Raw genomic sequence first — 24,910 nt, 5'->3', positions numbered from 1 at the left:
TCATCTGTTTGGTACAGTATTTGACGTGCTTAACACAAGGTTTGTTCTGATATAGAAGACATAGTAACGTTGTCTTGTTATTCATACGACCTCTAAAATAGACTGGTTAGTCGATGTTACTCATGTTTATTCTCTTTGTTGTATAATAGATAGGTTGTTTGATAGGCCTGTCAATTCGACAAGCGACATTGAACAGTCTATCAATACCTTTGTATACATGATCCTTTCTTCATGTTTAGCGCAAACTAAACGAAGTCAGCTAGCTCTTCCTTACTTTATTCGTCTCGTGTGTTGCTCAATGCTTAATTGACACTATTTATGTCAGGCGTTGATAGCAGATACAGGAGTATAACCGCAAAAGGATGCCCGCTGTGAAAAGCAACCGACCTATTGATCTGCCTATAAGCCAAGTGATTAGCGTTAATCGCTCACCGATCGCGATCGCCTCTATCTTGCATCGTATCTCTGGCATTATTTTATTTTTATTGATTCCTGTCATGTTATGGCTACTACAGAACTCATTGGCATCGCCTGAAAGTTTTGCGACCGTATTTGACAACGTACTTGTGCGCTTTTTGGCATGGATATTTGTTGCCGCTATCGCATATCATTTTGTGATGGGTATCAAACATTTATTTGCTGATATGGGCATGAATGAAGAGCTGAAATCTGGCCGCACTGCGTCTGTGGTTAGTTTTGTGATTGCAGCGATTTTAGTTGTCGCGTCATTTATATGGGTGATGTTCTAATGATAAAAAATGATTCAGGAATCAAAAGTGCTACTGGTCTGACAGGTTCAGGCTCACGTGATTGGATTGTCCAACGTATTAGTGCCGTCGTTTTAGCCGTCTATAGTGTGGTATTGCTGGGCTTCTTTTTGACCCATGGCGATGTTACCTATCTTGAATGGTCTTCATTTATGACTAGCCTACCGATGCGTCTATTCAGCTTAGTTGCAGTACTTGCACTAGCAGGCCATGCTTGGGTTGGTATGTGGACAGTTTTCACTGACTATATTACGTCTGGCAAGATGGGCGAAAGTGCGCCAAAATTACGTCTGATATTACAGACTTTGATGATTATCGCTATTTTAGTATTTCTATTTTGGGGCATCATGATTTTTTGGGGTAACGGCTTCGGTATCGCTGCCGTTTAACCATCTCATAAAAAGCTCTGATATCTATATATAACGACGAATGCATTCAACGGGTACATTAGTTGCAAAGTATTTTAAAGTCATTCGTTGATAGCCAAGAATAGTCATAGCATTGGGCAGTTTCTGACTTAAGCGGTCATTTAAAGACAGCTAATCAATTTGAAAGTAAATGAAACTGGCCTAATATAACGATAGATATGCAAATTAAGTGGCAAAAGGTTGTTTGCGTCATCATGTTAGATCATTGCATTTAATGGCTGAATAAATATGACATTTAGCCTTGCAATAAAATGATGCTTTATACACCTTTTTTATTTAATTCTAAGCATTAACAGGCATTAGGAAAACCATAATGGCAACTAGACAAGATAATACCATTAGTAATATCAAGACCCTAAACTACGATGCAGTTATCGTTGGTGGCGGCGGCTCAGGTATGCGTGCTTCATTGCATTTAGCGGAAGCGGGCATGAAGGTTGCAGTTCTGACCAAAGTATTCCCAACGCGTTCGCACACTGTTGCTGCACAGGGCGGTATTGGTGCAAGTTTGGGTAACATGAGTAATGACAACTGGCATTTTCACTTTTATGATACCGTCAAAGGATCAGATTGGTTAGGTGACCAAGACGCTATCGAATATATGTGCCGTGAAGCGCCGAAAGTTGTGTATGAGCTTGAGCACATGGGTATGCCGTTTGACCGTAACGAAGACGGTACGATTTATCAGCGTCCATTCGGTGGTCACACGTCTAACTATGGCGAAAAAGCAGTACAACGTGCTTGTGCCGCAGCTGACCGTACAGGTCATGCGTTACTACATACGTTATATCAGAAAAACCTAGAGCAGGGCACTGAGTTCTTTATCGAGTGGATCGCGCTTGATTTGATCAAAGACGAAGCTGGTAACATTAACGGTGTCGTGGCGCTTGAGCAAGAGACTGGTACTATTGCTGTATTCCAGTCACCAATCACTGTTTTAGCAACAGGTGGTGCTGGTCGTATCTTTGCCGCTTCTACCAATGCTTATATTAATACCGGCGATGGTATTGGCATGGCAGTACGTGCTGGTATTCCATTACAAGACATGGAATTCTGGCAGTTCCACCCAACGGGTGTTCATGGTGCAGGTGTACTATTGACTGAAGGTTGTCGCGGTGAAGGCGCTATCTTGCGTAACAAAGATGGTGAAGCGTTCATGGAACGTTATGCGCCAACTGTGAAAGATTTGGCACCACGTGATCTAGTATCACGTTCAATGGACCAAGAAATCAAAGAAGGTCGAGGCTGTGGTCCTAACGCTGACCATATCGTAATGGATATGACGCATCTAGGCGTTGAAACCATTATGAAGCGTCTACCGTCAGTATTCGAGATTGGTAAAAACTTCGCCAACGTTGATATCACTAAAGAACCAATTCCAGTAATCCCAACTATTCACTACATGATGGGTGGTATTCCAACGACTATTCATGGTCAAGTCATTGTACCGGATTTAGAGTCGGGTACTGATGAAGACGGCCTATATGCTAAAGGCAATGTTGTTAAAGGTCTTTATGCAATCGGTGAATGTGCTTGTGTAAGTGTACATGGCGCTAACCGTCTAGGTACAAACTCTCTACTTGATCTACTAGTATTTGGTCGTGCAGCTGGTAAGCACATCGTTGATGAGTTCCATCATGCAGACCATAACTACAAGCCACTTGATCCTCGCGTACTTGACTTTACAGTGCAGCGTTTAGACAAGTTGCAACAGTCTACTGAAGGCTACAATGCGCAAGACGTGGCTGATGAGATTCGTGCTACTATGCAAAAACACGCCAGTGTATTCCGTACACAGGCGATGATGGACGAAGGCGTTGAGAAGATTTTAGCGCTAGGTGAGAAGATCGAAAAAATCCATCTTGGTGATAAGTCTCAAGTGTTTAACACAGCACGTATTGAAGCATTCGAAGTTGCTAACTTGTACGAAGTAGCAAAAGCAACAATGATATCGGCTGCTACCCGTCACGAAAGTCGCGGTGCGCACAGTGTATCTGACTATGATCGTCCAGAAGATGATGATTACGCACCTAACGGCCGTAATGACCATGATTGGATGAAGCATACTTTATGGTACTCTGAAGGCAATCGCATTATTTATAAGCCAGTACGTAAAGTGCCATTAACTGTTGATTATATTGAGCCAAAAGTTCGCGTCTACTAATTTTAGACCACGCACTTTGTGTATAACCGATATATAGCAGCAGTGTTAACGTTTTATCCCTTATTAATTTTATTAAAAAGGTGACCGCCAGCTACATGCTTATGCCAGCGCTAGTACGCTATTAATCAGTATCCGATATTAGTTATCAATACTGATTAATAATTAGCGCAGACATGTTGCAATCTTTGTATGCCCGCCATCACCTACGTGTGGAGTTTAGCATTATGAGCCGAGGTACTCGCACCATCGAAATCTATCGCTACGATCCTGATGTGGACGCAGCGCCGCGTATGCAAACTTATACGATTGAGCTACTTGAATCAGATCGTATGTTGCTTGACGTATTATTACGCCTAAAGAAAGAAGATGAAACGCTTACTTTCCGTCGCTCTTGCCGTGAAGGTATTTGTGGTTCTGACGGCATGAATATCAATGGTAAGAATGGTCTAGCATGTCTAATCAACATGAACACGCTACCAGAAAAAGTAACGGTTCGTCCGTTACCTGGTTTGCCAGTAGTTCGTGACTTGGTTGTTGATATGAACCAGTTCTATGAGCAATATGAGAAAGTACACCCGTACTTAATTAATGATCAGCCAGCACCGCCGACTGAGCGTTTACAGTCACCTGAACAGCGTGAAAAGCTGAACGGTCTATACGAATGTATTCTATGTGCGTGCTGTTCAACCAGCTGCCCATCTTTCTGGTGGAATCCTGACAAGTTCTTAGGCCCATCAGCATTGCTACATGCTTATCGTTTCGTCGCTGATAGCCGTGATAGTGATACTCAAGCGCGTTTGGCTCGCTTAGACGATCCGTTTAGCTTGTTCCGTTGCCGCGGTATCATGAACTGTGTATCAGTTTGTCCAAAAGGCTTGAACCCAACCAAAGCTATTGGTCATCTACGTAGCATGTTGATTGATCAGGCTGGTTAAACGGAGTTAATTGCTTTTTATAGTTATCATACGTAAAACACCACCTATTCATTAGGTGGTGTTTTTTGTTAGCTAAAAAGTTAATATATAAACTCGCTACTGTCGCCATCGCAATTTTTAAGTAAGAAAATTTACGAATATGACAAGTTAAAAGACAGGTGATAAGTAATCTAAGGGTAAAACTGTATGGTCAATACGTTGGTCGTATGTAAGAGGACATAATATATAAACAATCAACCTATATAATCAAATATAGACATAGTCGAATTTTGGTACAATGATATTATTTATTTAATGTTACGATTGAAGCACCTTTTTTAGCTATTGATAGCTGTTGTTCAAGCATATCATGGCATTATCAGGCTAAAATACTATGCGTAGAATGATTATACGTTTATAATTGATGGTAGATATTCATTACATAAATACTTAGTATTGAACAAACAAACTATGTCGTAAAAAATGGGCATGATAGTCTATACAGCAATGTATGTCTGTCTGAAAAAGCTAGATTTATCAGCCAATATCAAGACTTATAAAGCAGTTTAGCAATAATAGCCAATTTGTAAGTTAGCTGAAAATAGAATTATCTGTTAATAGCTTAACATTAGCAGATATGTTGGTTATGGCTCAAAGAAGTATATATAAATTAATGTTGTGAAACGAGCCAGATGAGAAAACTGAGCGTTCACAAATAATTTTATTTCTAGACGGGTATTGCAATAAGACTTGCTGCCACTATTTAGCATCACTTGTTCTTATAGACAATGACAGTAATATTTTATAGTGATGGCAATACTTAAGGATAGAAGTGTTTTATCGAATAGTATTTAACAGGATATGACACATTGTCTAACTGCCTGAGCATACAACGACTGACACAATAATAAGCACGATTCCATTCATTTATCTATCAAATAGACGATTATTATGAATAGTATAACCAAAGAAAAATCCGACCAAGCACATACCGAACTGGCTGCAGATAACGCCATCTATATAGAAGCTCTCTACGAGCAATACCTCACAGACCCTGATAGTGTCGATACTGACTGGCAAACGTACTTTGAACAGTACAAGTCTCAAAACGATGCCCAGCATAATGCTATCAAAGATCAATTCTTGCTACTTGCTCGTAATCAAACGGCAAATAAGAGTAGTGGTACTGATAACAACACCAATAGCGGTTCCGTCGATTGCGATCCTAAGCAGATGGGTGTGCAGCAGTTAATCTCAGCATACCGTCGTCGCGGTCATCGCCGTGCTAAGCTTGATCCTTTAGATCTGCATCCACGTGCAGAGGTAGAAGATTTAACGCTTGCTTATCATAACTTGTCAGAAGCTGATCTCGATACTGTATTCCCAACCAATGATTTAGTTATCGGTAAAGATGAAGCAACGTTACGTGAAATTATTGAGATCATGGAGCGTGTTTACTGCGGTCACATTGGTGTCGAATACATGCATGTTACCACCAGCACAGAAAAGCGCTGGATGGAAGAATACTTAGAGACCAATCTAGGTTATATCAAATTTGATAAAGAAAAGCGTCTATCTATTCTTGAGCGTTTAACCGCTGCTGAAGGTTTAGAGAAATACCTTGCTCGTAAATACACGGGCGTTAAGCGCTTTGGTTTGGAAGGTGGTGAAAGTTTCATTCCTGCTATCAATGAAATCATCCAACGTGCTGGCGGTTATGGCACAAAAGAGATGGTTATTGGTATGGCGCACCGTGGACGCTTGAACCTACTGGTTAATATTTTGGGTAAAAACCCTGCAGATTTATTTGATGAATTTGATGGTAAAGTACAGCCAGAAAAAGGCTCAGGTGATGTCAAATACCACAATGGTTTCTCATCTAATGTAATGACACCAGGTGGTGAAGCGCATTTGGCTCTAGCATTTAACCCATCGCACCTTGAGATTGTCGCGCCAGTACTACAAGGTTCAGTACGTGCTCGCCAAGTACGCCGCAATGATCAGCCTTCATTAGATAATACTGGTGGCAACTCAGTACTTCCTATCGTTATCCATGGTGATGCAGCTTTTGCTGGTCAAGGCGTGGTTCAAGAAACCTTTCAGATGTCGCAAACCCGTGCTTACACCACTGGCGGTACTGTACATGTCGTGATCAATAACCAAGTTGGCTTTACGACTAGCCGTCAAGAAGATGTTCGTTCAACTGAATACTGTACTGACGTTGCTAAGATGGTTCATGCTCCTATCCTACATGTGAACGGTGATGATCCTGAAGCAGTGGTATTCGCTGCTCAGTTAGCATTAGACTATCGTCATAAATTTGATAAAGACATCATTATTGACTTGTTCTGTTATCGTCGTAATGGTCATAACGAAGCCGATGAGCCTTCTGCAACTCAGCCATTGATGTATGCAATTATCAAAAAACTTCCTACCACCCGCACCCTTTATGCAAAGAAACTTATTGCAGAAGGTATCCTGAACTCGGAAGAAGAAAAACAATACGAAGATGATTATCGTGAGTCGTTAGACCGTGGTGATTATGTCGTTAGCTCACTGGTTAAAGAGCCTAACGAGCAGCTGTTTGTAGACTGGAAACCTTATCTAGGTCATGACTTGGTTGATGAGTGGGATACCAGTGTTGATATCGAGAAGCTCAAAGGTTATGGGCGCCGCATGGCTGAAATGCCAGAAGGCTATAAGCTACAACGTCAGGTTCAAAAAGTAGTAGACCAGCGTTTGGCTATGCAGACTGGTGAAGAACCGCTTAACTGGGGTGCAGCTGAGACATTGGCTTACGCGTCACTAGTTGATAACGACGACGTATTAGTACGTATTACTGGTGAAGATGTTGGCCGTGGTACTTTCTCGCATCGTCATAGTGAAATCTACAACGTAAACGATGGCAGTATGTATGTGCCGTTGGCTCACATGAGTGAAAAACAAGCACGCTTTGCGACTTATAATTCACTACTATCAGAAGAGGCAGTGCTAGCCTTTGAATATGGCTATGCAACCACAGTACCGAATGCATTGATCGTTTGGGAAGCACAGTTTGGTGATTTCGTTAACGGTGCTCAGGTTGTTATCGACCAGTTTATCTCAAGCGGTGAGACCAAATGGCAACGTGTTTGTGGTCTGACTATGTTGTTACCGCATGGTTTCGAAGGACAAGGCCCTGAGCATTCTTCTGCACGTCTAGAGCGCTTCTTACAGCTATGTGCTGAAGACAATATGCAGGTGATCACGCCAACGACTCCAGCGCAAATCTATCATGCCTTACGTCGTCAGGCGATACGTCCTATTCGTAAGCCATTGATCGTTATGTCACCGAAGAGCTTGTTACGTCATAAATTAGCAACTTCAAACCTGGAAGAGCTTGCCAATGGTAAGTTTGAAACCGTAATTTCAGAGATGGACGATCACAACGTCGATAAAATAACTCGTATGGTGGTATGTGGTGGCAAGGTTTATTACGACTTGCTTGAGCAGCGCCGTGCATTAGGTCTTGAGCATGTGGCTATTGTTCGTATTGAGCAATTGTATCCATTGCCAGAGAAGCGCTTAATCGCTGAAATCGAGAAATACAGTAATCTAACGGAAATCGTATGGACGCAAGAAGAGCCATTGAACCAAGGTGCTTGGTATTACTTGGCACCGCATATGTTCCGTATTGTTGTACCGCATCCAACTAAAGCAAAAGTCATGGAGCCAGTTGCACGTCCACCTAGTGCGGCACCTGCAACAGGATCACCAAAACTGCACGCTCAACAACAGCAAGCACTCATTGCTGGTGGTCTTGGCATAAGTGTTGATGAACTAGCTCAGTAATACTTTGTTTAATCAAAATTTTATAGAAGATAAATGAATCAGGCGATGACAGTCAGTGTTTTTTAATAAAATATAAGCGAAGTTATTAAAAGATTACCGACTGTCTATCACGACTTAATAATAAGTATGAATATCCAAATCTAAGGAGTATATCGATGGCTGATATCAAAGCCCCCGTTTTTCCAGAATCGGTTGCCGATGGCACAATCGTTGAGTGGCATGTTGCTGAAGGTCAACAAGTTAATCGTGATGACCTATTGGCTGAAATTGAAACTGATAAAGTTGTATTGGAAGTTGTAGCACCTGATGATGGTGTATTGACCAAAATCGTAAAGCAAGTTGACGATACTGTATTGTCTGACGAACTGATTGCTGAATTTGAAGCTGGTGCAAGTGCTGACGCTAGCGCAGAAGAAGCGCCAGCAGCAGATTCAGACCAATCAACTGCGCCAGCTCAAGAAAAACAGGCTGCTGATGGTGGTGAACCTGTTCAAGCAACAGATAAGAAAGGCGAAGCTGATCATAAAGATCAAAGCCCAGCAGTTCGTAAAGCAGCAAAAGAGTCAGGTGTAGATCCTAAAGAAGTTGAAGGTAGTGGCCGCGGTGGTCGTGTAACTAAGACTGATATGGCTAACCCAACATTGAAATCAGACAGCAGCATCAAGTCTGACAGTGGTCGTCCTGTTGCTGAATCGATGGGTGAGCGTACTGAAAAACGCGTTCCAATGACTCGTCTTCGCAAGCGTGTTGCTGAGCGTCTATTATCAGCATCACAAGATACAGCGATGTTGACGACGTTTAACGAAGTGAACATGAAGCCTTTGATGGACATGCGCGCTAAGTACAAAGAGAAGTTTGAAAAACGTCATGGCGTACGTTTAGGCTTTATGTCGTTATTCGTAAAAGCAGCAACAGAAGCATTGAAACGTTTCCCAGCAGTGAACGCTTCTCTAGACGGTGATGACATTGTTTATCATGGTTTTTATGATATCGGTGTAGCAGTATCTTCAGATCGTGGCTTGGTTGTTCCAGTACTACGTGATACTGATCGTATGAGCATGGCTGATGTTGAAGGCACTATCCGCGAGTTTGGCGGTAAAGCACAGCAAGGTAAGCTTGGTCTAGAAGACATGACTGGCGGTACTTTCACTATCTCTAACGGTGGTGTATTTGGTTCATTAATGTCAACACCTATCTTGAACCCACCACAAACTGCTATTCTAGGTATGCATGCCATCAATGACCGTCCAATGGCTGTCGATGGTAAAGTTGAAATCTTACCAATGATGTACCTAGCACTATCTTATGACCATCGTATGATCGATGGTAAAGAAGCAGTACAGTTCTTAGTAACTATCAAAGAGTTGGTCGAAGACCCTGCAATGCTACTACTAGACCTGTAAGCTTTTAAGCTTGTATTGGCAACCGCTGATACAAGCTTTTTAACTTTGGTATAGATAATGATTTTTATTAATCAGCGATCGCTTGATGCGCTGATAACTGTATTTAAATGAATTTAATAATGGTGATTTGCTATTGATAAGTGAATCTATCTCATTGACATAGTGTATTAACTATCCAGTGTAGATAACGCTGATCTATCAGCGAGATAACAACCAGTTTAAATGACACATACAATTAAAAATAGGAACGTACTATGAAAGACAATTATGATTTAGTCGTCATCGGCGGCGGTCCTGGTGGTTACGAAGCAGCTATTCGTGCAGGCCAGCTCGGTATGAGTGTTGCTTGTATCGAAAAGCGCGTTTATAAAGGCGAGCCAGCACTTGGTGGTACTTGCTTAAACGTTGGTTGTATCCCATCAAAAGCCCTACTTGACAGCTCACATCGTTACGAAGCTACTAAGCATGACCTTGACGAACACGGTATCAGTACTGGTGACGTTGCTATCGATATCGAGCAAATGATTGCTCGCAAAGAAGGTATTGTTAAGCAGCTAACTGGCGGCGTTGCAGCATTGCTAAAAGGCAATGGTGTTGACTGGCTACAAGGCTGGGGTACTCTAGTTGACGGTAAGGGCGCTGACAAAAAAGTCAAATTTACTGCGTTAGAAGACGAAAGCGAAACGACCATTACTGCTAAGAATGTCATTCTTGCGGCAGGTTCTGTACCTATCGAAATTCCTGTTGCCAAAACTGACGGTGACCGTATTGTTGATTCAACTGGTGCACTTGATTTCACAGAAGTACCTAAGCGTTTAGGCGTTATTGGTGCTGGTGTTATCGGTCTTGAGCTTGGTTCAGTATGGCGTCGTCTAGGTGCAGAAGTAGTCGTATATGAAGCACTTCCTAGTTTCCTAGCTGCTGCTGACAAAGATATTTCGAAAGAAGCTGGCAAAATGCTGAAGAAGCAAGGTCTTGATATCCGTGTCGATACCAAAGTAACCAATGCTGAAGTTCAAGGTGACCAAGTTGTCGTCACTAGTGAAAGTAAAGGTGAATCGAGCGAGGAGAGCTTTGACAAGCTAATCGTTTGTGTTGGTCGTCGCGCTTATTCTGAAAAACTGCTTGGCGATGATAGTGGCATCACATTGACTGAACGTGGCCTTATCGATGTCAATGACCAGTGCAAAACCAATCTTGATGGCGTTTATGCTATCGGTGATTTGGTCCGTGGTCCTATGCTTGCGCATAAAGCGATGGAAGAGGGTATGATGGCTGTTGAGCGTATTCATGGCGAAAAACCTCAAGTTAACTATGACACTATCATCAATGTCATTTATACTCACCCAGAAATCGCATGGGTAGGTTTAACTGAGCAAGAAGCTGAAGAAGCTGGCTATGAAGTTAAAACAGGTTCTTTCAACTTAGCTGCTAACGGACGTGCATTAGCGCAAAGTGAAGCGCAAGGTTCTGTGAAAGTAGTTGCTGATGCGAAAACAGATCGTCTATTAGGTATGCATGCTATCGCTGCTGGTGCTGGTGATATCGTCCATCAAGGTATGATCGCGATGGAATTTGTGTCTAGTGTCGAAGACTTACAGTTGATGACATTTGCTCACCCAACTATTTCAGAAGCAGTGCATGAAGCTGCTCTATCTGCAGATGGCCGTGCTATTCACGCTATCCAGCGCAAAAAACGTAAGAAATAAGTAGTTGCTCGTTTAGTTATTATCGATTTACAACCTGATTGGGGTATCGCTATCTTGGTGATGCCACAATCATGAGTGCGTCAGACGTATGATTAATATGTGTATGTACGCACTTGATTTCACTTTTTATTAATTGTAAAAAATAAAGGATACAATCAATGAATTTACATGAGTATCAAGCAAAAGAGCTATTAAAAAGCTACGGTTTGCCAATTCAAGAAGGCATTATCGCTCATAACGGCGAAGAAGCTGCTGCAGCTTTTGATAAAACTCCAACTGATATTGCGGTCATTAAAGCGCAAGTACATGCTGGTGGTCGCGGTAAAGCTGGTGGTGTAAAGCTGGTTAAAACTCGTGAAGAAGCTAAGCAAGTTGCTGAAGAGCTGATCGGTACTAACCTAGTAACGTTCCAAACTGATGCTGATGGTCAGCCAGTAAACTTCGTATTGGTTGCAGAAGATATGTATCCAGTACAAACTGAGCTATATCTTGGCGCAGTCGTTGATCGTGCAACTCGTCGTGTAACCTTCATGGCATCTACCGAAGGCGGCGTAGATATCGAAGAAGTAGCACACAACACACCAGAAAAAATCTTCAAAGTACACGTTGATCCTTTAGTTGGTTTAATGCCTTTCCAAGCGCGCGACGTTGCGTTCAAACTTGGTCTAGAAGGCAAGCAAATCAACCAATTCGTTAAATTGATGACTGGCGCTTATAAAGCATTCGTTGAAAACGACTTTGCTCTAATGGAAATTAACCCATTAGCTGTTCGTGAAAATGGCGAAATCGTTTGTGTTGATGGCAAAATCGGTATCGACTCAAACGCTCTATATCGTTTGCCAAAAATTGCAGCGCTACAAGATAAGACTCAAGAAAATGAGCGTGAGCTTAAAGCTGCTGAATTTGACCTAAACTATGTTGCTCTAGAAGGTAACATCGGTTGTATGGTTAACGGTGCTGGTCTTGCCATGGCGACCATGGACATCATCAAATTGTATGGCGGCAAGCCTGCTAACTTCTTGGACGTTGGCGGCGGCGCAACTAAAGATCGCGTTGTTGAAGCGTTCAAAATTATCCTAGAAGATAGCAGTGTTGAAGGAGTCCTAATCAACATCTTCGGCGGTATCGTACGTTGTGACATGATTGCAGAAGCTATCATTGCTGCTATCAAAGAAGTTGACGTACAAGTACCAGTAGTTGTTCGCTTAGAAGGTAACAACGCTGAGAAAGGCGCACAAATCCTAGAAGAGTCTGGTCTGAAATTGATTTCAGCTCAAGGCCTTTCAAATGCGGCTCAAAAAATTGTCGATGCTGTAAAAGCTTAATAGATTTAAGGCATCGCCCTTTAAATATAAGCCTTTAAGCATAGTAGTCAAATCGTAATAGTAGTTTTGTAGTACAGACAGATTATCAAAATTTGGTGATAACAGTTATAGAGCTCACTGTTACAAGACAACCGAATACAAGGAAAATATAATGAGTGTATTAATCGATAAAGATACCAAAGTATTGGTACAAGGTTTTACTGGTAAAAATGGTACGTTCCATTCTGAACAAGCCATCGAATATGGTACAAAAGTAGTTGGTGGTGTAACTCCAGGTAAAGGCGGTCAAACGCACCTAGGCCTACCAGTATTTAACACTATGGCGGAAGCCATGGAAGCGACTCAAGCTGACGCTTCTGTTATCTACGTACCAGCACCGTTCGTACTAGACTCTATCGTTGAAGCAATCGATGCTGGCGTTAAGTTGATCGTTGTGATCACTGAAGGCGTACCGACTATCGATATGCTAAAAGCAAAACGCTATCTTGAAGAAGCTGGCGATGTACGTTTGGTTGGTCCTAACTGCCCAGGCGTAATCACGCCAGGTGAATGTAAAATTGGTATCATGCCAGGCCATATCCATCAGCCAGGTAAAGTGGGCATCATCTCACGTTCTGGTACATTGACTTACGAAGCAGTTGCGCAAACTACTAAGCTTGGTTTTGGTCAGTCAACTTGTATCGGTATCGGTGGTGATCCTATCCCTGGTATGAACCAGATTGACGCACTGAAGCTATTTGAAGCTGATCCACAAACTGAAGCTATCATCCTAATCGGTGAAATCGGTGGTACTGCTGAAGAAGAAGCTGCTGCTTACATCAAAGACCATGTGACTAAGCCAGTTGTTGGTTATATCGCTGGTGTTACCGCTCCAGAAGGCAAGCGTATGGGCCATGCTGGTGCTATCATCTCTGGTGGTCAAGGTACTGCTGAAGAGAAGTTCAAAGCGTTTGAAGATGCTGGTATCGCGTATACACGTGACCCATCTAAGCTTGGTGAGAAGCTAAAAGAAGTTACAGGTTGGTAAAATAGGCATAAGTCTATTAAGTAACTACCAAAACTATCTTGAAAAAATACAGAGACACCCCTACAATGGGGTGTTTTTTTGTGTTTTACAAATATTTATTTTATCTGTACGAGGATATATGTTTACTTTGAGTGCACAAGAAGAGAAGATAGATTACGAAGGATTTACTTTTAAATACATTCTAAAAAATAGAAAATATGATACAAATCATCTTATCGTAGTTTTTAGTGGATTTGGCACTAAATCTAGTTTTACATATGACTTTTTAAATACGCTAAAATCAAGTAGGGCATACGTATTATGGATTAAAGATGATTTTTATGATAATGGTAAAGCAACTTATTATATTGATCCTGTTTACTCGGACAGTAATAAATTAGAACAAGCGATTTCGAAGTTCTTAGATAAAACATTAGATTTTTTGAATGTTAATCGTGAAAATTGTACGCTGTTAGGAGCTTCAAAAGGTGGTTCTAGTGCACTATTTTATGGTATAAAATATAATTTTAAAAACATATTATTATCAGCACCAACGTTGTTAATAGGGTCGTCTGTTGCTGGAGTTATTCCTAAAGGACCTATAAAAAGCCCTGCAAAATTCATGTTAGGAAGTGATCTAAGTAGCGACAATATAAAAGAATTAGACTCTAGGATATTAAACGAAATTGAAAATGATACTGATTATGATCGAAATATATACTTAATATCGTCCAAAGCTGATGATCGATATTTGGGACAAGTCCAACCCTTTTTAGGTTGCTTTCACAAGTACTTTAATTTTAATTTCATTGAGTCTCGGTCTGTATTGGTTAGAAGCCATCAAGATGTAACGTCTCACAATGCACCATTGATAATGAGTATTTTAGGTGGTCTAAGTTATAACCTACCACCACTATTTAAAAATAGTATTATACATGAAGATAAATTATGCAAGGTGATGAATATAACTCGAGAACCAGTTTTAAGAGCCGATAAAATAAGTTTTGATGATAATGGACTTTTTTATGTAGAGGGTGTGTTTTTTCTACGAGGAGTGCCTTGTGCTTACTATCATGATTTAAGATATATTCTAAAGCTTAAGTCGCCTACAAAAAATTATGAAATATTATTAGCTAAAGATAATAAGCCACAGATATCTAAAAATTATTACGCAGGTACATTTGTAAATTATGATAAAGCTTATTTCTGCACAAAAAAGCATGAAGGTCTAAATATGTCGCATATAAGTCCTGGGGTTTATCAATTGTATATAGAAATAAATATGATCACAGGTGAGATATCTGAGGTTCCTTTGCGAGTTAATGTAAGTATAGATAATAATAACTCTAATAATAAATATACAGAATCTATCTTCACAAAGGAAGGCAATATTTTTTATAGTAAAGTTAGTATTTAAATTTCGAACTCCAGGCATTAACTTCGGGTTTTTGTGGTTTTTATAATAGATATTTTCAGTATGGAGTTTTTCATGAGTTACAAGAGAATTATTAATGTTTTGCCTATAGCTAATGATGAAAAGTTAGTTTTACAAAGACGTATAGATAAATTAAAAAGAGATCCTAAAGGTTTTATAGTAAGTTCTTATAAAAAACGTAGTGAACAAGTTATAAGTAAAACCCCTATTAAATATAGTGGAAAGAATAACTTTACTGTCGTATCTGCTGTTTATAATGTTGAGAAATACTTAGATGACTATTTTGAGAGTTTAGTTAATCAGAGCTTAAGTTTTAAAAAGCACATTCAACTTATTATGATAGACGATGGCTCCACTGATAATTCTGCCGAGATTATTAAGAAATGGCAGAAAAAATATCCTAAAAATATCACTTATTTGTATAAAAGTAATGGTGGGCAAGCATCTGCTAGAAATATGGGCATTGAATTTGTAAATACGGAATGGGTCACTTTTATAGATCCTGATGATTTTATCAATGTTAATTATTTCTATATACTAAATTCAATTTTAGAAAATGATGATTCATTGAGTATGGTTGTAGCTAATATACAACTATTTATGGAAGAGTATAATGATATTAGAAATAGACACCCCTTAAGAAATCGCTTCAAAAATATTGAAACTAAACTACCTGCTATGGACTTGAAAAGTCATATCAATCTTTCAGCTGCAGCATCTATATTTAAAACCTCAATTATCAATGAAAAGATTTTACAGTTTGGAGAAGATGTAAAGCCTACTTTTGAGGATGGTAAGTTTATAGCTGAATACCTACTAAGAAATGATGGAAACGTATTGTTCTCTAAGAACCTAGTATACCTTTATAGAAAAAGAAACGATAAAAGCTCTACTGTAGATAAATCCTGGGAAGATAAAAGAAAATATAAGGATATATTAGAAAAAGGCTATCTGGCTGTTTTATCTATGTACAATAATGACTTAGGATATGTACCTAATCATATTCAAAGAACCGTTCTATATGATATCAGTTGGTATTTGAAATTATTGTTAGATAATCCTGAAAAAACATTGTTTCTAAGTCGTGAAGAGAAAGATATTTTCCATAAGCTAATCGAAGATATATTTTATTATATAGACTCAAAAGTAATATTGGATTTCGATTTAGCAGGAATATGGTTTGCATTTAAGGTGGGAATGATTGAAACTTTTAAGGAAGACAGGGTTTTCAATCAAATTACCTATATTGAAAATATAGATAGAGAAAAAGAGCAAATTCTTATCTCTTATTTCACAGGTCCTCAAAGAACTGTTTCATTTCAATTTGATGGTAAAGATGTGATACCTATTTACCAAAAAGTTATTAAACATGATTTTGTAGGTCAAAACTTTGTTAAGGAATTTAGATCATGGGTTTCTTATAGCTCTATAGGAAAGCTTGAAGTATTTATAGATGGTAATAAATCAAGGATTTCACTTAAAGGAAAACAATATAAAAATGGTGTTGAAGTAGAAGAGGTTATAGGTAAGTTTTCGCCATCGATACAGTATAAAACTGATGGGAGTTGGCTATTGATGGATAGAGATATCCAAGCTGACGATAACGCAGAGCATATGTATAGATACCTTATGCATAATCATCCTAAGCAAAACATATGTTTTGCGCTAAGAAAAGACTCTCATGATTGGAGTCGGTTAGAGTTAGAAGGCTTTAATTTAGTTGACTTTGGCTCGAATGATTTTGAGTATAGGTTACGTAGAGCATCTAAGATTATTAGTAGTCATTTAGATAAATATATAAATAATTACTTTGGAGATGAATACGAATATAGTAAAAAGTTTATCTTTCTACAACATGGTGTGACCAAGGATAATCTATCAGCATGGTTTAACACCAAGAAAAATCTGCAATGTATTATAACTACAACTAAACCTGAATATCGTTCTCTAATAGAAGATTGCAGTTACTATAAACTGACTGAGAAAGAAGTAGCTTTAACTGGCTTTCCAAGACATGATAGTTTATTACGTAATAACTGTGAAGATAGTAAAATTATCTTAATTATGCCGACATGGCGTCAAGGTATTATGGGTGAAGTCGCTGGTCAGGGTAACACAAGAGTAATTAATGAAGGTTTTATGGAAACTAGCTATGCTCAGCATTGGCATAATGTTCTTCATAATAATCGTCTAGAACAGTTAGCGAAAGAATATGATTATAAAATAATATTTGCGCCTCATGCTAATATTGAGCCTTATATAGCGCTATTTAATGTACCGAGCTATATAGAGGTATGGCAGTCGAGTATAGAAAATACCAGTATGCAACAACTATTCCAACAAGCGAAACTAATGATTACTGATTATTCATCAGTAGCTTTTGAGATTGGCCTACTTAATAAAATGGTACTATATTATCAGTTCGATCATGAAGAAGTATTTTCAGGAGCTCATATCTATCAGAAAGGCTATTTTTCTTATGAAAATGACGGCTTTGGCCCTGTTGTGATAGAAGAGGAGGTTTTGCTAATAGAGTTAGAAAAGATATTAGCTAACGATGGTAAGCCTTTAGAACCATATTTAACACGGATGCAAGATACATTTGCTTATCGCGATACTAATAACTGTCAGCGAGTATATGAAGCAATTATGGATTTAGATAGTTCTGAAGATTATGGCGTAGATGTGGAAATACTCCATGATCTGACATTGTCTGCATATAACAATAAGGTATGGGATCTAGTCGAGTCACGTAGTCACTTGCTTATACAAAATGGTAATGAAGAACAGAAAATATGGGCGAAGAATATCTTGAATGAATCTTTATTTTATCAAAATAAATTTATGGAACTTTTTGAATCTATAGATATTCAAGGCACTATACTTGAAGTGCAAAACTATTGGCGAGCGAAAGTAGCCTTTACCACTACTCATTGGCAACAGGTTATCGAGCTTTTGAAGACTAAACATACCCTAGATGATGAGCTGATGCTCATGCTACTGTTTAGTTATTCTGAAACAAGTCAAGTGACAGAATTTGATGAGCTAAAAGTTAAGGTACAAGATCTCGACTTGAAACCAAAGCAGTCTATGATGATGCAAGCATGGTCTTTATGTCTATATGAGGAGTGGGAAAAACTTATACAGTTATTAGAGGTAGAGTTACCTAACTTTAGTAATCAAGAACTTAGAGACTATTTACCTCAAATATTGATCGCAAAAGCGTATCGTCACTTATCCAAGTTCACAGAAGCCCATCGACAACTTGCTGATTTTGAGAGTCATACTACTAATAGTTCAATCTGTCGGATAGAGATTGCTAGACTGGCTTTTGCAAGAGATAACTATGGTAAGTGTATTGGTCAGTATGAGTCAACAGTCAATGGCTATATTAATCTGTTGCCCGAAACCGCAGTTTGGCAATACGTGATGTCACATTGGAATATGGGAAATATTGAGGAATTAGCCAATATCTTACCAGATATTATTGTTACATATCCTGATAATATGGAATTTAATAAGCTATATATTCGAGTACTTACTGAACAATCTAAATGGATAGAGGTTATTGAAAAGTTCTCTAAAATTGAATTAGAACAGCGTGCTGAATTGATTTATCCTATAATCTTAGCCAAATATCGTTTAGGGCTCATTGATGAAGCTTATAGCGATTCTGTAAAGCCTACTATAGAGCATTCTTATAATTATTGGAGTTTGATAGGAGAAATAGCTTTATTAGTAGAGGATATAGAGTTGGCTAAATACTGTTACAAAGGTATGATAGCAATCTATCCTGAACATGATAGTCCAAAAAACTGGATCAGATTTAATAGTTTAAAAAATAATTTATGACTTGTAACGTATAGGTAGAAAGCTAGGCATCTGCCTAGCTTTTTTATTGAAACTCAATGAAAGTCATGAGCGGTATAACCTCGAGAGGTATAAGAGGATACAAAAATGAAAGCTTATAAACGAAAACTGAAAAAATTAAGATATAACCCCGGTGTGTTTTTTCGAGATTATTTTAACAAACGCTACCCTGTCATAAATACTGAGCTAGGTGTAGATGAGGCGGTAGAAACTGCATTTGTAGAATATTCTAATATCAACACTGTCGCTATACCTAATAATAGAAACATAGATGTGGTATTTACTTGGGTAGATAATACTGATGAAGCGTGGCAGAAGAAATATGAGCAATATAAGTCTAATAGTAGAAATGCAGGTTTAGGACAGTACGCAACTGATAGCGCTCGTTTTGATAATCACAACGAGTTATTTTATTCAGTCAAGGCTGTTAAGAAATATCTACCTTGGGTCAGAAATATATATATTATTACTGATAACCAAGTACCGACTTGGTTGAATAAAGTGAAGGGCGTTACCGTCGTTGATCATACAGAGATTATCGATTTACAGTATCTTCCAACATTTAATTCACATGTGATTGAAGCGTTCCTCTATCGTATTCCTAATTTGTCAGAAGATTTTATTTATTTCAACGATGATGTTTTTGTTGCAAGAGAGCTACCCAAAGAACATTTTTTCTCTGCTAATAATATTAGTTCGTTATTCGTTTCAACTAAGAATTTATATAATATGCAGAAAAAAGGTGTCGAAACACCTACCTTAAAGGCCTCTTTACATAGTATTAAATTATTACAGAGACATTATTCTTACAACATAAAAAATCCTCTTGTTCATACTTACTTCCCATTGAAAAAATCTGGTTATGAGAAGGCATGGAACTTATTTAAAAAAGACATAGAATCTTTTTTACCTAATAAATTCCGAGGGGTTAATGACATTAATATGGCTTCTTTTCTAGTACCTTGGTTATTATATTGTGAAGCCAAAGCCATAGAAAAGGTAGATGTTTGTTATTATTTTAATATACGTTCAAGACATGCAGTTACTCGTTATGAGAAGTTACTTAGGATGAAAAAATTGAACGTATCTCCGCATTCTTTTTGTGCTAACGATTTCCACAGTGCGGGTTCAAACAAGATTCCTGATTATCATCAGCGCTTGATGGATATGTTAGAACATTACTACAAATAAGGCTTTTCCAGTATGAATAGCGGTTATCTGCAAAAAAAGTAGTGATAATTATTTATTAGATAGAATATCTTGTGTTTGTCTATTTGCTCTTTTAGTTCTGATGTATTTGAGCAGTAATTTTTATAAAACGGCTGTCCTAGTGTGGTAACTTCTATGCCTCGAAACAATGCTTCAAATCCACCTAGTGAAGTAATCGTATAGACATGATCGATAGTCTCTAATGCATCGACCAAATGAATAGATTGGGTGAGGATCAGGCAATCTAGTTCAGTGAGCGTACGAATGATAGAGTGGTCACCTAACGTCATTGGATGTGGTTTTACAATAATTTGAGCGTCAGGATTTTCTTTAATCGCTTTATTCACTACATCGAGTAAAGTAAAGTCCTTACCGCCACCGTATTTCAGTGAGTCGTCATGAGGTACTTGGCCTAATACCAGAATACGTTCTTTATTCTTAGGACCATATATTGGTGTGACATCGACATAAGATTGATGATTGTATTTGCTCACTCTATGCGACACATAGTAGTCGAGTATCTCTTGTGCTAGTACTTCATCATAGTTATCCTGCTCAAAGTCAAAATTTGCAATGAGGTCGGTCAGATCGTTTGGTCGAGTGGTATCAAAATATGGCGCTTGGCTATCCATTACGATAGATAACGGTGGCATGCTGTTATCATCATCAGGACCTGAACGGATAAAACCATCTTCTAAGAAAAAAATATCTAAACCTTGATCGCGGACATACTCAATAAAGTATTGAGGCGCTTTATAGCCCCAAATATAGATGACGGGATTTACTTTTTGGATAAAAGGTTCAAGCCAAAGATTAAAGTATTGCTTATCAAAGTGTCGTTGTATTTGTACATGTTCCGACTCCAACACCCATTCGTTGACGGTATTTTTCCACGGCAGCATACCAACCACTAGCGCCAAACGTTTGTTAGGGTAGCGATAGTGTTTATAGTAACCTAACAATAGTGGCTTGAAGTAGTTATTGAATTTCATGACGTAGTCGACGGCTTGGGTTGGTAGCGGAAAATTGGATATATATTATTAATATATTTACGTTGGCAATGTATTATAGTTCCCAGTATAGTTGCATTTATGAGCAAAGACGAATAACTAATTCATAAAGTAACGGATAGATGTTATGAAAAATAAAATATTAGTTACTGGCGGTGCTGGATATATCGGTTCGCATACTTGTATAGCACTGCATGAAGCAGGCTATGAAGTTGTGGTATACGATAACTTAGCTAATAGTAGCCATGAAGCGATTAATCGTGTTTCTACTCTCATTGGACAGACAATTGTGTTTATCGAAGGGGATGTTCGAGATGATGAGTTACTCAGAGAGGTCTTTGCTTTACACGAATTCTTCGGCGTGATTCACTTTGCTGGGTTAAAAGCAGTTGGAGAGTCAGTAGCAAAACCATTGCTGTATTATAATAATAATGTCAGCGGTACCATTACCTTATTAGAAGTTATGGCAGAGTATAGCGTTAAGAATTTAGTTTTTTCATCATCTGCCACTGTCTATGGTGATCCTGAATACTTACCCATCGATGAGAGCTCGAAGCGTTCTTGTACCAATCCTTATGGCCAAAGTAAACTGACCGTCGAGCATATTCTAGAAGACTTAGCGGTATCCGATGAAAGCTGGAATCTAATTGCTCTTAGGTATTTTAATCCAGTAGGCGCGCATCCATCAGGACAGATTGGCGAAGACCCCAATGACATTCCTAACAACTTGATGCCTTATATTTCTCAAGTGGCCGTCGGCAAACTTGATAAACTCAGTATCTTTGGTAATGACTATCCTACTGTCGATGGAACAGGCGTTCGTGATTTTATTCATGTTACTGACTTAGCTCAAGGTCATGTGACTGCCCTCGGTTATTTAGAGGAACAAACCAGACCAAACGAAAGTGGTACGACACAACAATACTCAGTAGGCTTTTTACCTATTAACTTAGGTACTGGTAAAGGTACGTCTGTATTAGAATTGGTATCTGCATTTTCTGATGTATCTGGACAAGCTATTCCCTATCAGTTTACAGGTCGTCGAGCAGGTGATATTGCGAGTTGTTATGCCAGTGCCGATAAAGCAAAAATGTTATTAGGGTGGCAAGCTGAGTTATCAATTAATGATATGTGTCAAGATACATGGCGTTGGCAGAGCATGAACCCGAATGGATACAATATGTCTTGATACTTGTTAAGTTATCATCGTTTATCTACTACCTTATTCTCACTTAACTTTTGAAACAGTCTTATTTATATGAAAAAAATTACTCACGCCGTTATTCCTGTCGCAGGCTTTGGTACACGTATGCTGCCATTGTCAAAATCTGTGCCAAAAGAGTTGTTACCGCTTGGCAATCGTCCTGCCATCCATTACGTGGTCGAAGAGGCCATCGCTGCGGGTATTAAGCATATTGTCTTGGTCGGTCATGCGCAAAAGAGCGCGATAGAAAACTACTTTGATATCAATGCTGAATTGGATAACCAATTACGTCATAAAGGCAAAGATGAGTTGGCTGATAGCTTAAATTGGTTGCCAGAAGATGTAACGGTATCGATGATACGTCAAGGTAAAGCGTTAGGTTTGGGTCATGCGGTACTGGCAGCGCGTCCAATCATTGGTGAGCATGACTTTGCCGTATTATTGCCTGATGTCGTACTCGATCCATTTACCACTGATATGTCTACTGATAATTTGGCTTTTATGCTGCATCAGTTTGCTACAGATGGTCACTCACAGATATTGGTCGATCAAGTAGCAGATGAAGACGTACATAAGTATGGTATCGCTCGACTAGATGAAAAATTCAACGATACTGATGACATTGATGAAGAAATAAATATTAATGCTAGCTTTAAAGTGTCTAGTTTTGTAGAAAAGCCCAATTTAGCTGATGCTCCTTCCAATCTGGCTGTGGTAGGGCGCTATGTATTTAGTAACCATATCTTTGATTACTTAGCCAATACTAAAGCATCTGTCGGTGGTGAGATTCAGCTGACGGATGCGATTGACGCGCTCATTAGTGAATATGGTGTCCATGTCACGACCATGCGTGGTGATAGCTACGATGCAGGAGATATGCGCTCGTATATGCAGGCGTTCATCTACTTCGCCGAGCAGCAATTAGCAGATGATGAGTAGCTGATGAATGAGATAAAGGGCGATAAGGCATATAGCAGTGCTCGACATTCTAAATACTGGCAGCAACTACAGACGCTTGCAAAGCACCCATGGTCCCTTGCACAGCTATTTGCGCAAGATGATAAGCGTGCTAAGCATTTTAGCGTGCAGGCTGGTGCGCTGTATATGGATTTTAGTAAGCAGCGTATTGATCAGACAGTATTGTCTAACTTGCTGAGCTTAGCTGAAAGTTGTGAGCTAGATGCTCGTATTGATTCATTACTGCAAGGGGCTATGGTAAATACCAGCGAGCAGCGTGCTGCGTTGCATACGGCGTTACGTTTGCCAGAGACAGCGACATTACAAGTCGATGGACAAAATATCGTCGCTAATGTACATCATAGTTTGTCACAAGTAGCGCGCCTATCTGAACGCGTGCGCAATGGTACATGGCGCGGGTTTTCGGGCAAGGCAATTACAGATGTTGTCAATATTGGGGTTGGGGGTTCTGATCTTGGCCCACTCATGGCGACTACAGCGCTCGATGAATGGGCAGATACCAGTATTAAGGTGCATTTTGTCTCCAATATGGACGGTACGCAGCTTGATAATTTGCTCAAGCATTTAAATCCTGAGACCACACTATTTATTATCTCGTCCAAATCCTTTGGTACGGTTGATACCTTATCGAATGCTAAGACAGCATTATCTTGGCTACTGGCAACGGCAAAACTCCGTGCAGGCACAGAGGATAGTGTATTGCGTCGGCATTTTATCGGCATTTCAGCCAATAGTGAAAAAATGAGTGCTTGGGGAATTCATCCTGAGCATCAGTTGCAGCTTTGGGAGTGGGTCGGCGGTCGCTTTTCTCTATGGTCAGCAATTGGCCTTGCCATTGCTATCCGTATTGGTATGAGTAGCTTTAAGGCGCTATTAAGCGGTGCTCATAGTATGGATAAGCATTTTGCACAGGCGGACTTTGCCGACAATTTACCCGTACTGCTAGGCTTGCTGGCAGTTTGGAATAGTACTTTTTTACAAGTAAATGCGCATACCGTATTGCCTTATGATGGTCGATTGGGCTATTTACCTAGCTATTTAACCCAGCTGGAGATGGAGAGTAATGGTAAGTCCGTTACGCGGAATGGGGATCATATTGACTATGATACGTGTCCAATTCTATGGGGTGAAATCGGCTCAAATGCACAACATGCATTCTATCAGCTGCTACATCAAGGCACGCAGCAGGTCTCCTGTGACTTTATCGCTTGTGTCCGTCGCTACGGTGATGAGGCGCAAAACTCCTCATTGCAACAACAGCACGAGTTGTCTTTAGCCAACTGTCTAGCGCAAAGTAGAGTATTGGCATTTGGTAATGCTGCTGTGACAAATCTGGTCAATCCACAGACAGTTTCCGAAGCAGACAAATATAAGTACTACCGTGGGAATCAACCGTCAACCACATTACTGATTGATGAGCTGACGCCGCATAGCTTAGGCGCATTGATAGCGCTTTACGAGCATAAGGTCTATGTCATGGCCAGCATTTGGGATATCAATCCATTTGATCAATGGGGCGTCGAGATGGGCAAGCAAATGGCAGACTCCGTACACCATGCTATGCAGCATATCCAGAAAGACTCTCAAGGTCTATTCGATACATCTACTGACCAATTACTACAGCGTATTAAGCAGCTGCCTTAGTAGTATTGATACA

16 protein-coding genes are annotated in these 24,910 nt (G+C 39.5%); 15 read left to right on the top strand and 1 reads right to left on the bottom strand.

Annotation, left to right across the window (positions count from 1 at the left end; all coding sequences use genetic code 11):
• Nucleotides 1-362 precede the first annotated feature (362 nt).
• From sdhC to ACT3QR_RS03165, 12 genes are all read left to right on the top strand, one after another.
• Nucleotides 363-749, top strand: a complete 387-nt coding sequence (gene sdhC / locus ACT3QR_RS03220) for a succinate dehydrogenase, cytochrome b556 subunit (protein ID WP_444519958.1) — start codon at nt 363-365, stop codon at nt 747-749.
• A gap of 2 nt (nt 750-751) precedes the next feature.
• Nucleotides 752-1,156 (top strand): succinate dehydrogenase, hydrophobic membrane anchor protein, encoded by a 405-nt coding sequence (gene sdhD / locus ACT3QR_RS03215; protein WP_444520101.1) that lies wholly within the window; start codon nt 752-754, stop codon nt 1,154-1,156.
• 352 nt (nt 1,157-1,508) lie between these two features.
• Nucleotides 1,509-3,359, top strand: coding sequence for a succinate dehydrogenase flavoprotein subunit (gene sdhA, locus ACT3QR_RS03210; protein ID WP_444519957.1), 1,851 nt, complete (start codon nt 1,509-1,511; stop codon nt 3,357-3,359).
• A gap of 224 nt (nt 3,360-3,583) precedes the next feature.
• On the top strand, nt 3,584-4,294 hold the full coding sequence (locus ACT3QR_RS03205; RefSeq protein ID WP_444519956.1) for a succinate dehydrogenase iron-sulfur subunit: 711 nt from the start codon (nt 3,584-3,586) through the stop codon (nt 4,292-4,294).
• Between the two features lie 930 nt (nt 4,295-5,224).
• Nucleotides 5,225-8,104, top strand: coding sequence for a 2-oxoglutarate dehydrogenase E1 component (locus ACT3QR_RS03200; protein WP_444519955.1), 2,880 nt, complete (start codon nt 5,225-5,227; stop codon nt 8,102-8,104).
• 155 nt (nt 8,105-8,259) lie between these two features.
• The gene (odhB, locus tag ACT3QR_RS03195; RefSeq protein WP_444519954.1) at nt 8,260-9,507 is read left to right on the top strand and encodes a 2-oxoglutarate dehydrogenase complex dihydrolipoyllysine-residue succinyltransferase; all 1,248 of its coding nucleotides are present in this window, start codon (nt 8,260-8,262) and stop codon (nt 9,505-9,507) included.
• A 254-nt stretch (nt 9,508-9,761) separates the two neighbouring features.
• On the top strand, nt 9,762-11,216 hold the full coding sequence (lpdA, locus tag ACT3QR_RS03190; protein WP_444519953.1) for a dihydrolipoyl dehydrogenase: 1,455 nt from the start codon (nt 9,762-9,764) through the stop codon (nt 11,214-11,216).
• A gap of 158 nt (nt 11,217-11,374) precedes the next feature.
• A complete protein-coding gene (gene sucC, locus ACT3QR_RS03185) occupies nt 11,375-12,541 on the top strand; it encodes an ADP-forming succinate--CoA ligase subunit beta (protein WP_444519952.1) in 1,167 nt (388 codons plus the stop codon).
• A 151-nt stretch (nt 12,542-12,692) separates the two neighbouring features.
• Nucleotides 12,693-13,568 carry a succinate--CoA ligase subunit alpha gene (gene sucD, locus ACT3QR_RS03180; protein WP_201601740.1) on the top strand — a complete coding sequence of 292 codons (876 nt, stop codon included), beginning with the start codon at nt 12,693-12,695 and terminating at the stop codon, nt 13,566-13,568.
• Nucleotides 13,569-13,686: 118 nt separating this feature from the next.
• Complete coding sequence (locus ACT3QR_RS03175; protein WP_444519951.1) at nt 13,687-14,964, top strand: accessory Sec system protein Asp2; 1,278 nt, start codon at nt 13,687-13,689, stop codon at nt 14,962-14,964.
• Nucleotides 14,965-15,036: 72 nt separating this feature from the next.
• Nucleotides 15,037-18,834 carry a CDP-glycerol:glycerophosphate glycerophosphotransferase gene (locus ACT3QR_RS03170; protein ID WP_444519950.1) on the top strand — a complete coding sequence of 1,266 codons (3,798 nt, stop codon included), beginning with the start codon at nt 15,037-15,039 and terminating at the stop codon, nt 18,832-18,834.
• 105 nt (nt 18,835-18,939) lie between these two features.
• Nucleotides 18,940-20,043, top strand: coding sequence for a stealth family protein (locus ACT3QR_RS03165; RefSeq protein WP_444519949.1), 1,104 nt, complete (start codon nt 18,940-18,942; stop codon nt 20,041-20,043).
• Between the two features lie 23 nt (nt 20,044-20,066).
• Here the strand turns inward: ACT3QR_RS03165 and ACT3QR_RS03160 are convergent, their stop codons facing one another.
• On the bottom strand, nt 20,067-21,053 hold the full coding sequence (locus ACT3QR_RS03160) for a capsular polysaccharide export protein, LipB/KpsS family (RefSeq protein WP_444519948.1): 987 nt from the start codon (nt 21,051-21,053) through the stop codon (nt 20,067-20,069).
• A 145-nt stretch (nt 21,054-21,198) separates the two neighbouring features.
• Between ACT3QR_RS03160 and galE the strand changes: the two genes are divergently transcribed.
• The 3 genes from galE (at nt 21,199) to pgi (ending at nt 24,897) form a co-directional block, all read left to right on the top strand.
• Complete coding sequence (gene galE / locus ACT3QR_RS03155; protein ID WP_444519947.1) at nt 21,199-22,260, top strand: UDP-glucose 4-epimerase GalE; 1,062 nt, start codon at nt 21,199-21,201, stop codon at nt 22,258-22,260.
• A gap of 69 nt (nt 22,261-22,329) precedes the next feature.
• Nucleotides 22,330-23,214 (top strand): UTP--glucose-1-phosphate uridylyltransferase, encoded by an 885-nt coding sequence (locus tag ACT3QR_RS03150; RefSeq protein WP_444519946.1) that lies wholly within the window; start codon nt 22,330-22,332, stop codon nt 23,212-23,214.
• A 3-nt stretch (nt 23,215-23,217) separates the two neighbouring features.
• Nucleotides 23,218-24,897 carry a glucose-6-phosphate isomerase gene (gene pgi / locus ACT3QR_RS03145; RefSeq protein ID WP_444519945.1) on the top strand — a complete coding sequence of 560 codons (1,680 nt, stop codon included), beginning with the start codon at nt 23,218-23,220 and terminating at the stop codon, nt 24,895-24,897.
• The last annotated feature ends 13 nt before the right edge of the window (nt 24,898-24,910 follow it).

This window comes from Psychrobacter sp. AOP7-B1-25, from assembly GCF_052376195.1.
In the GTDB taxonomy this organism is placed as follows: domain Bacteria; phylum Pseudomonadota; class Gammaproteobacteria; order Pseudomonadales; family Moraxellaceae; genus Psychrobacter.
Note: the sequence above shows the minus strand (reverse complement) of the source record. Positions and strands in the feature narration are given on the sequence as shown.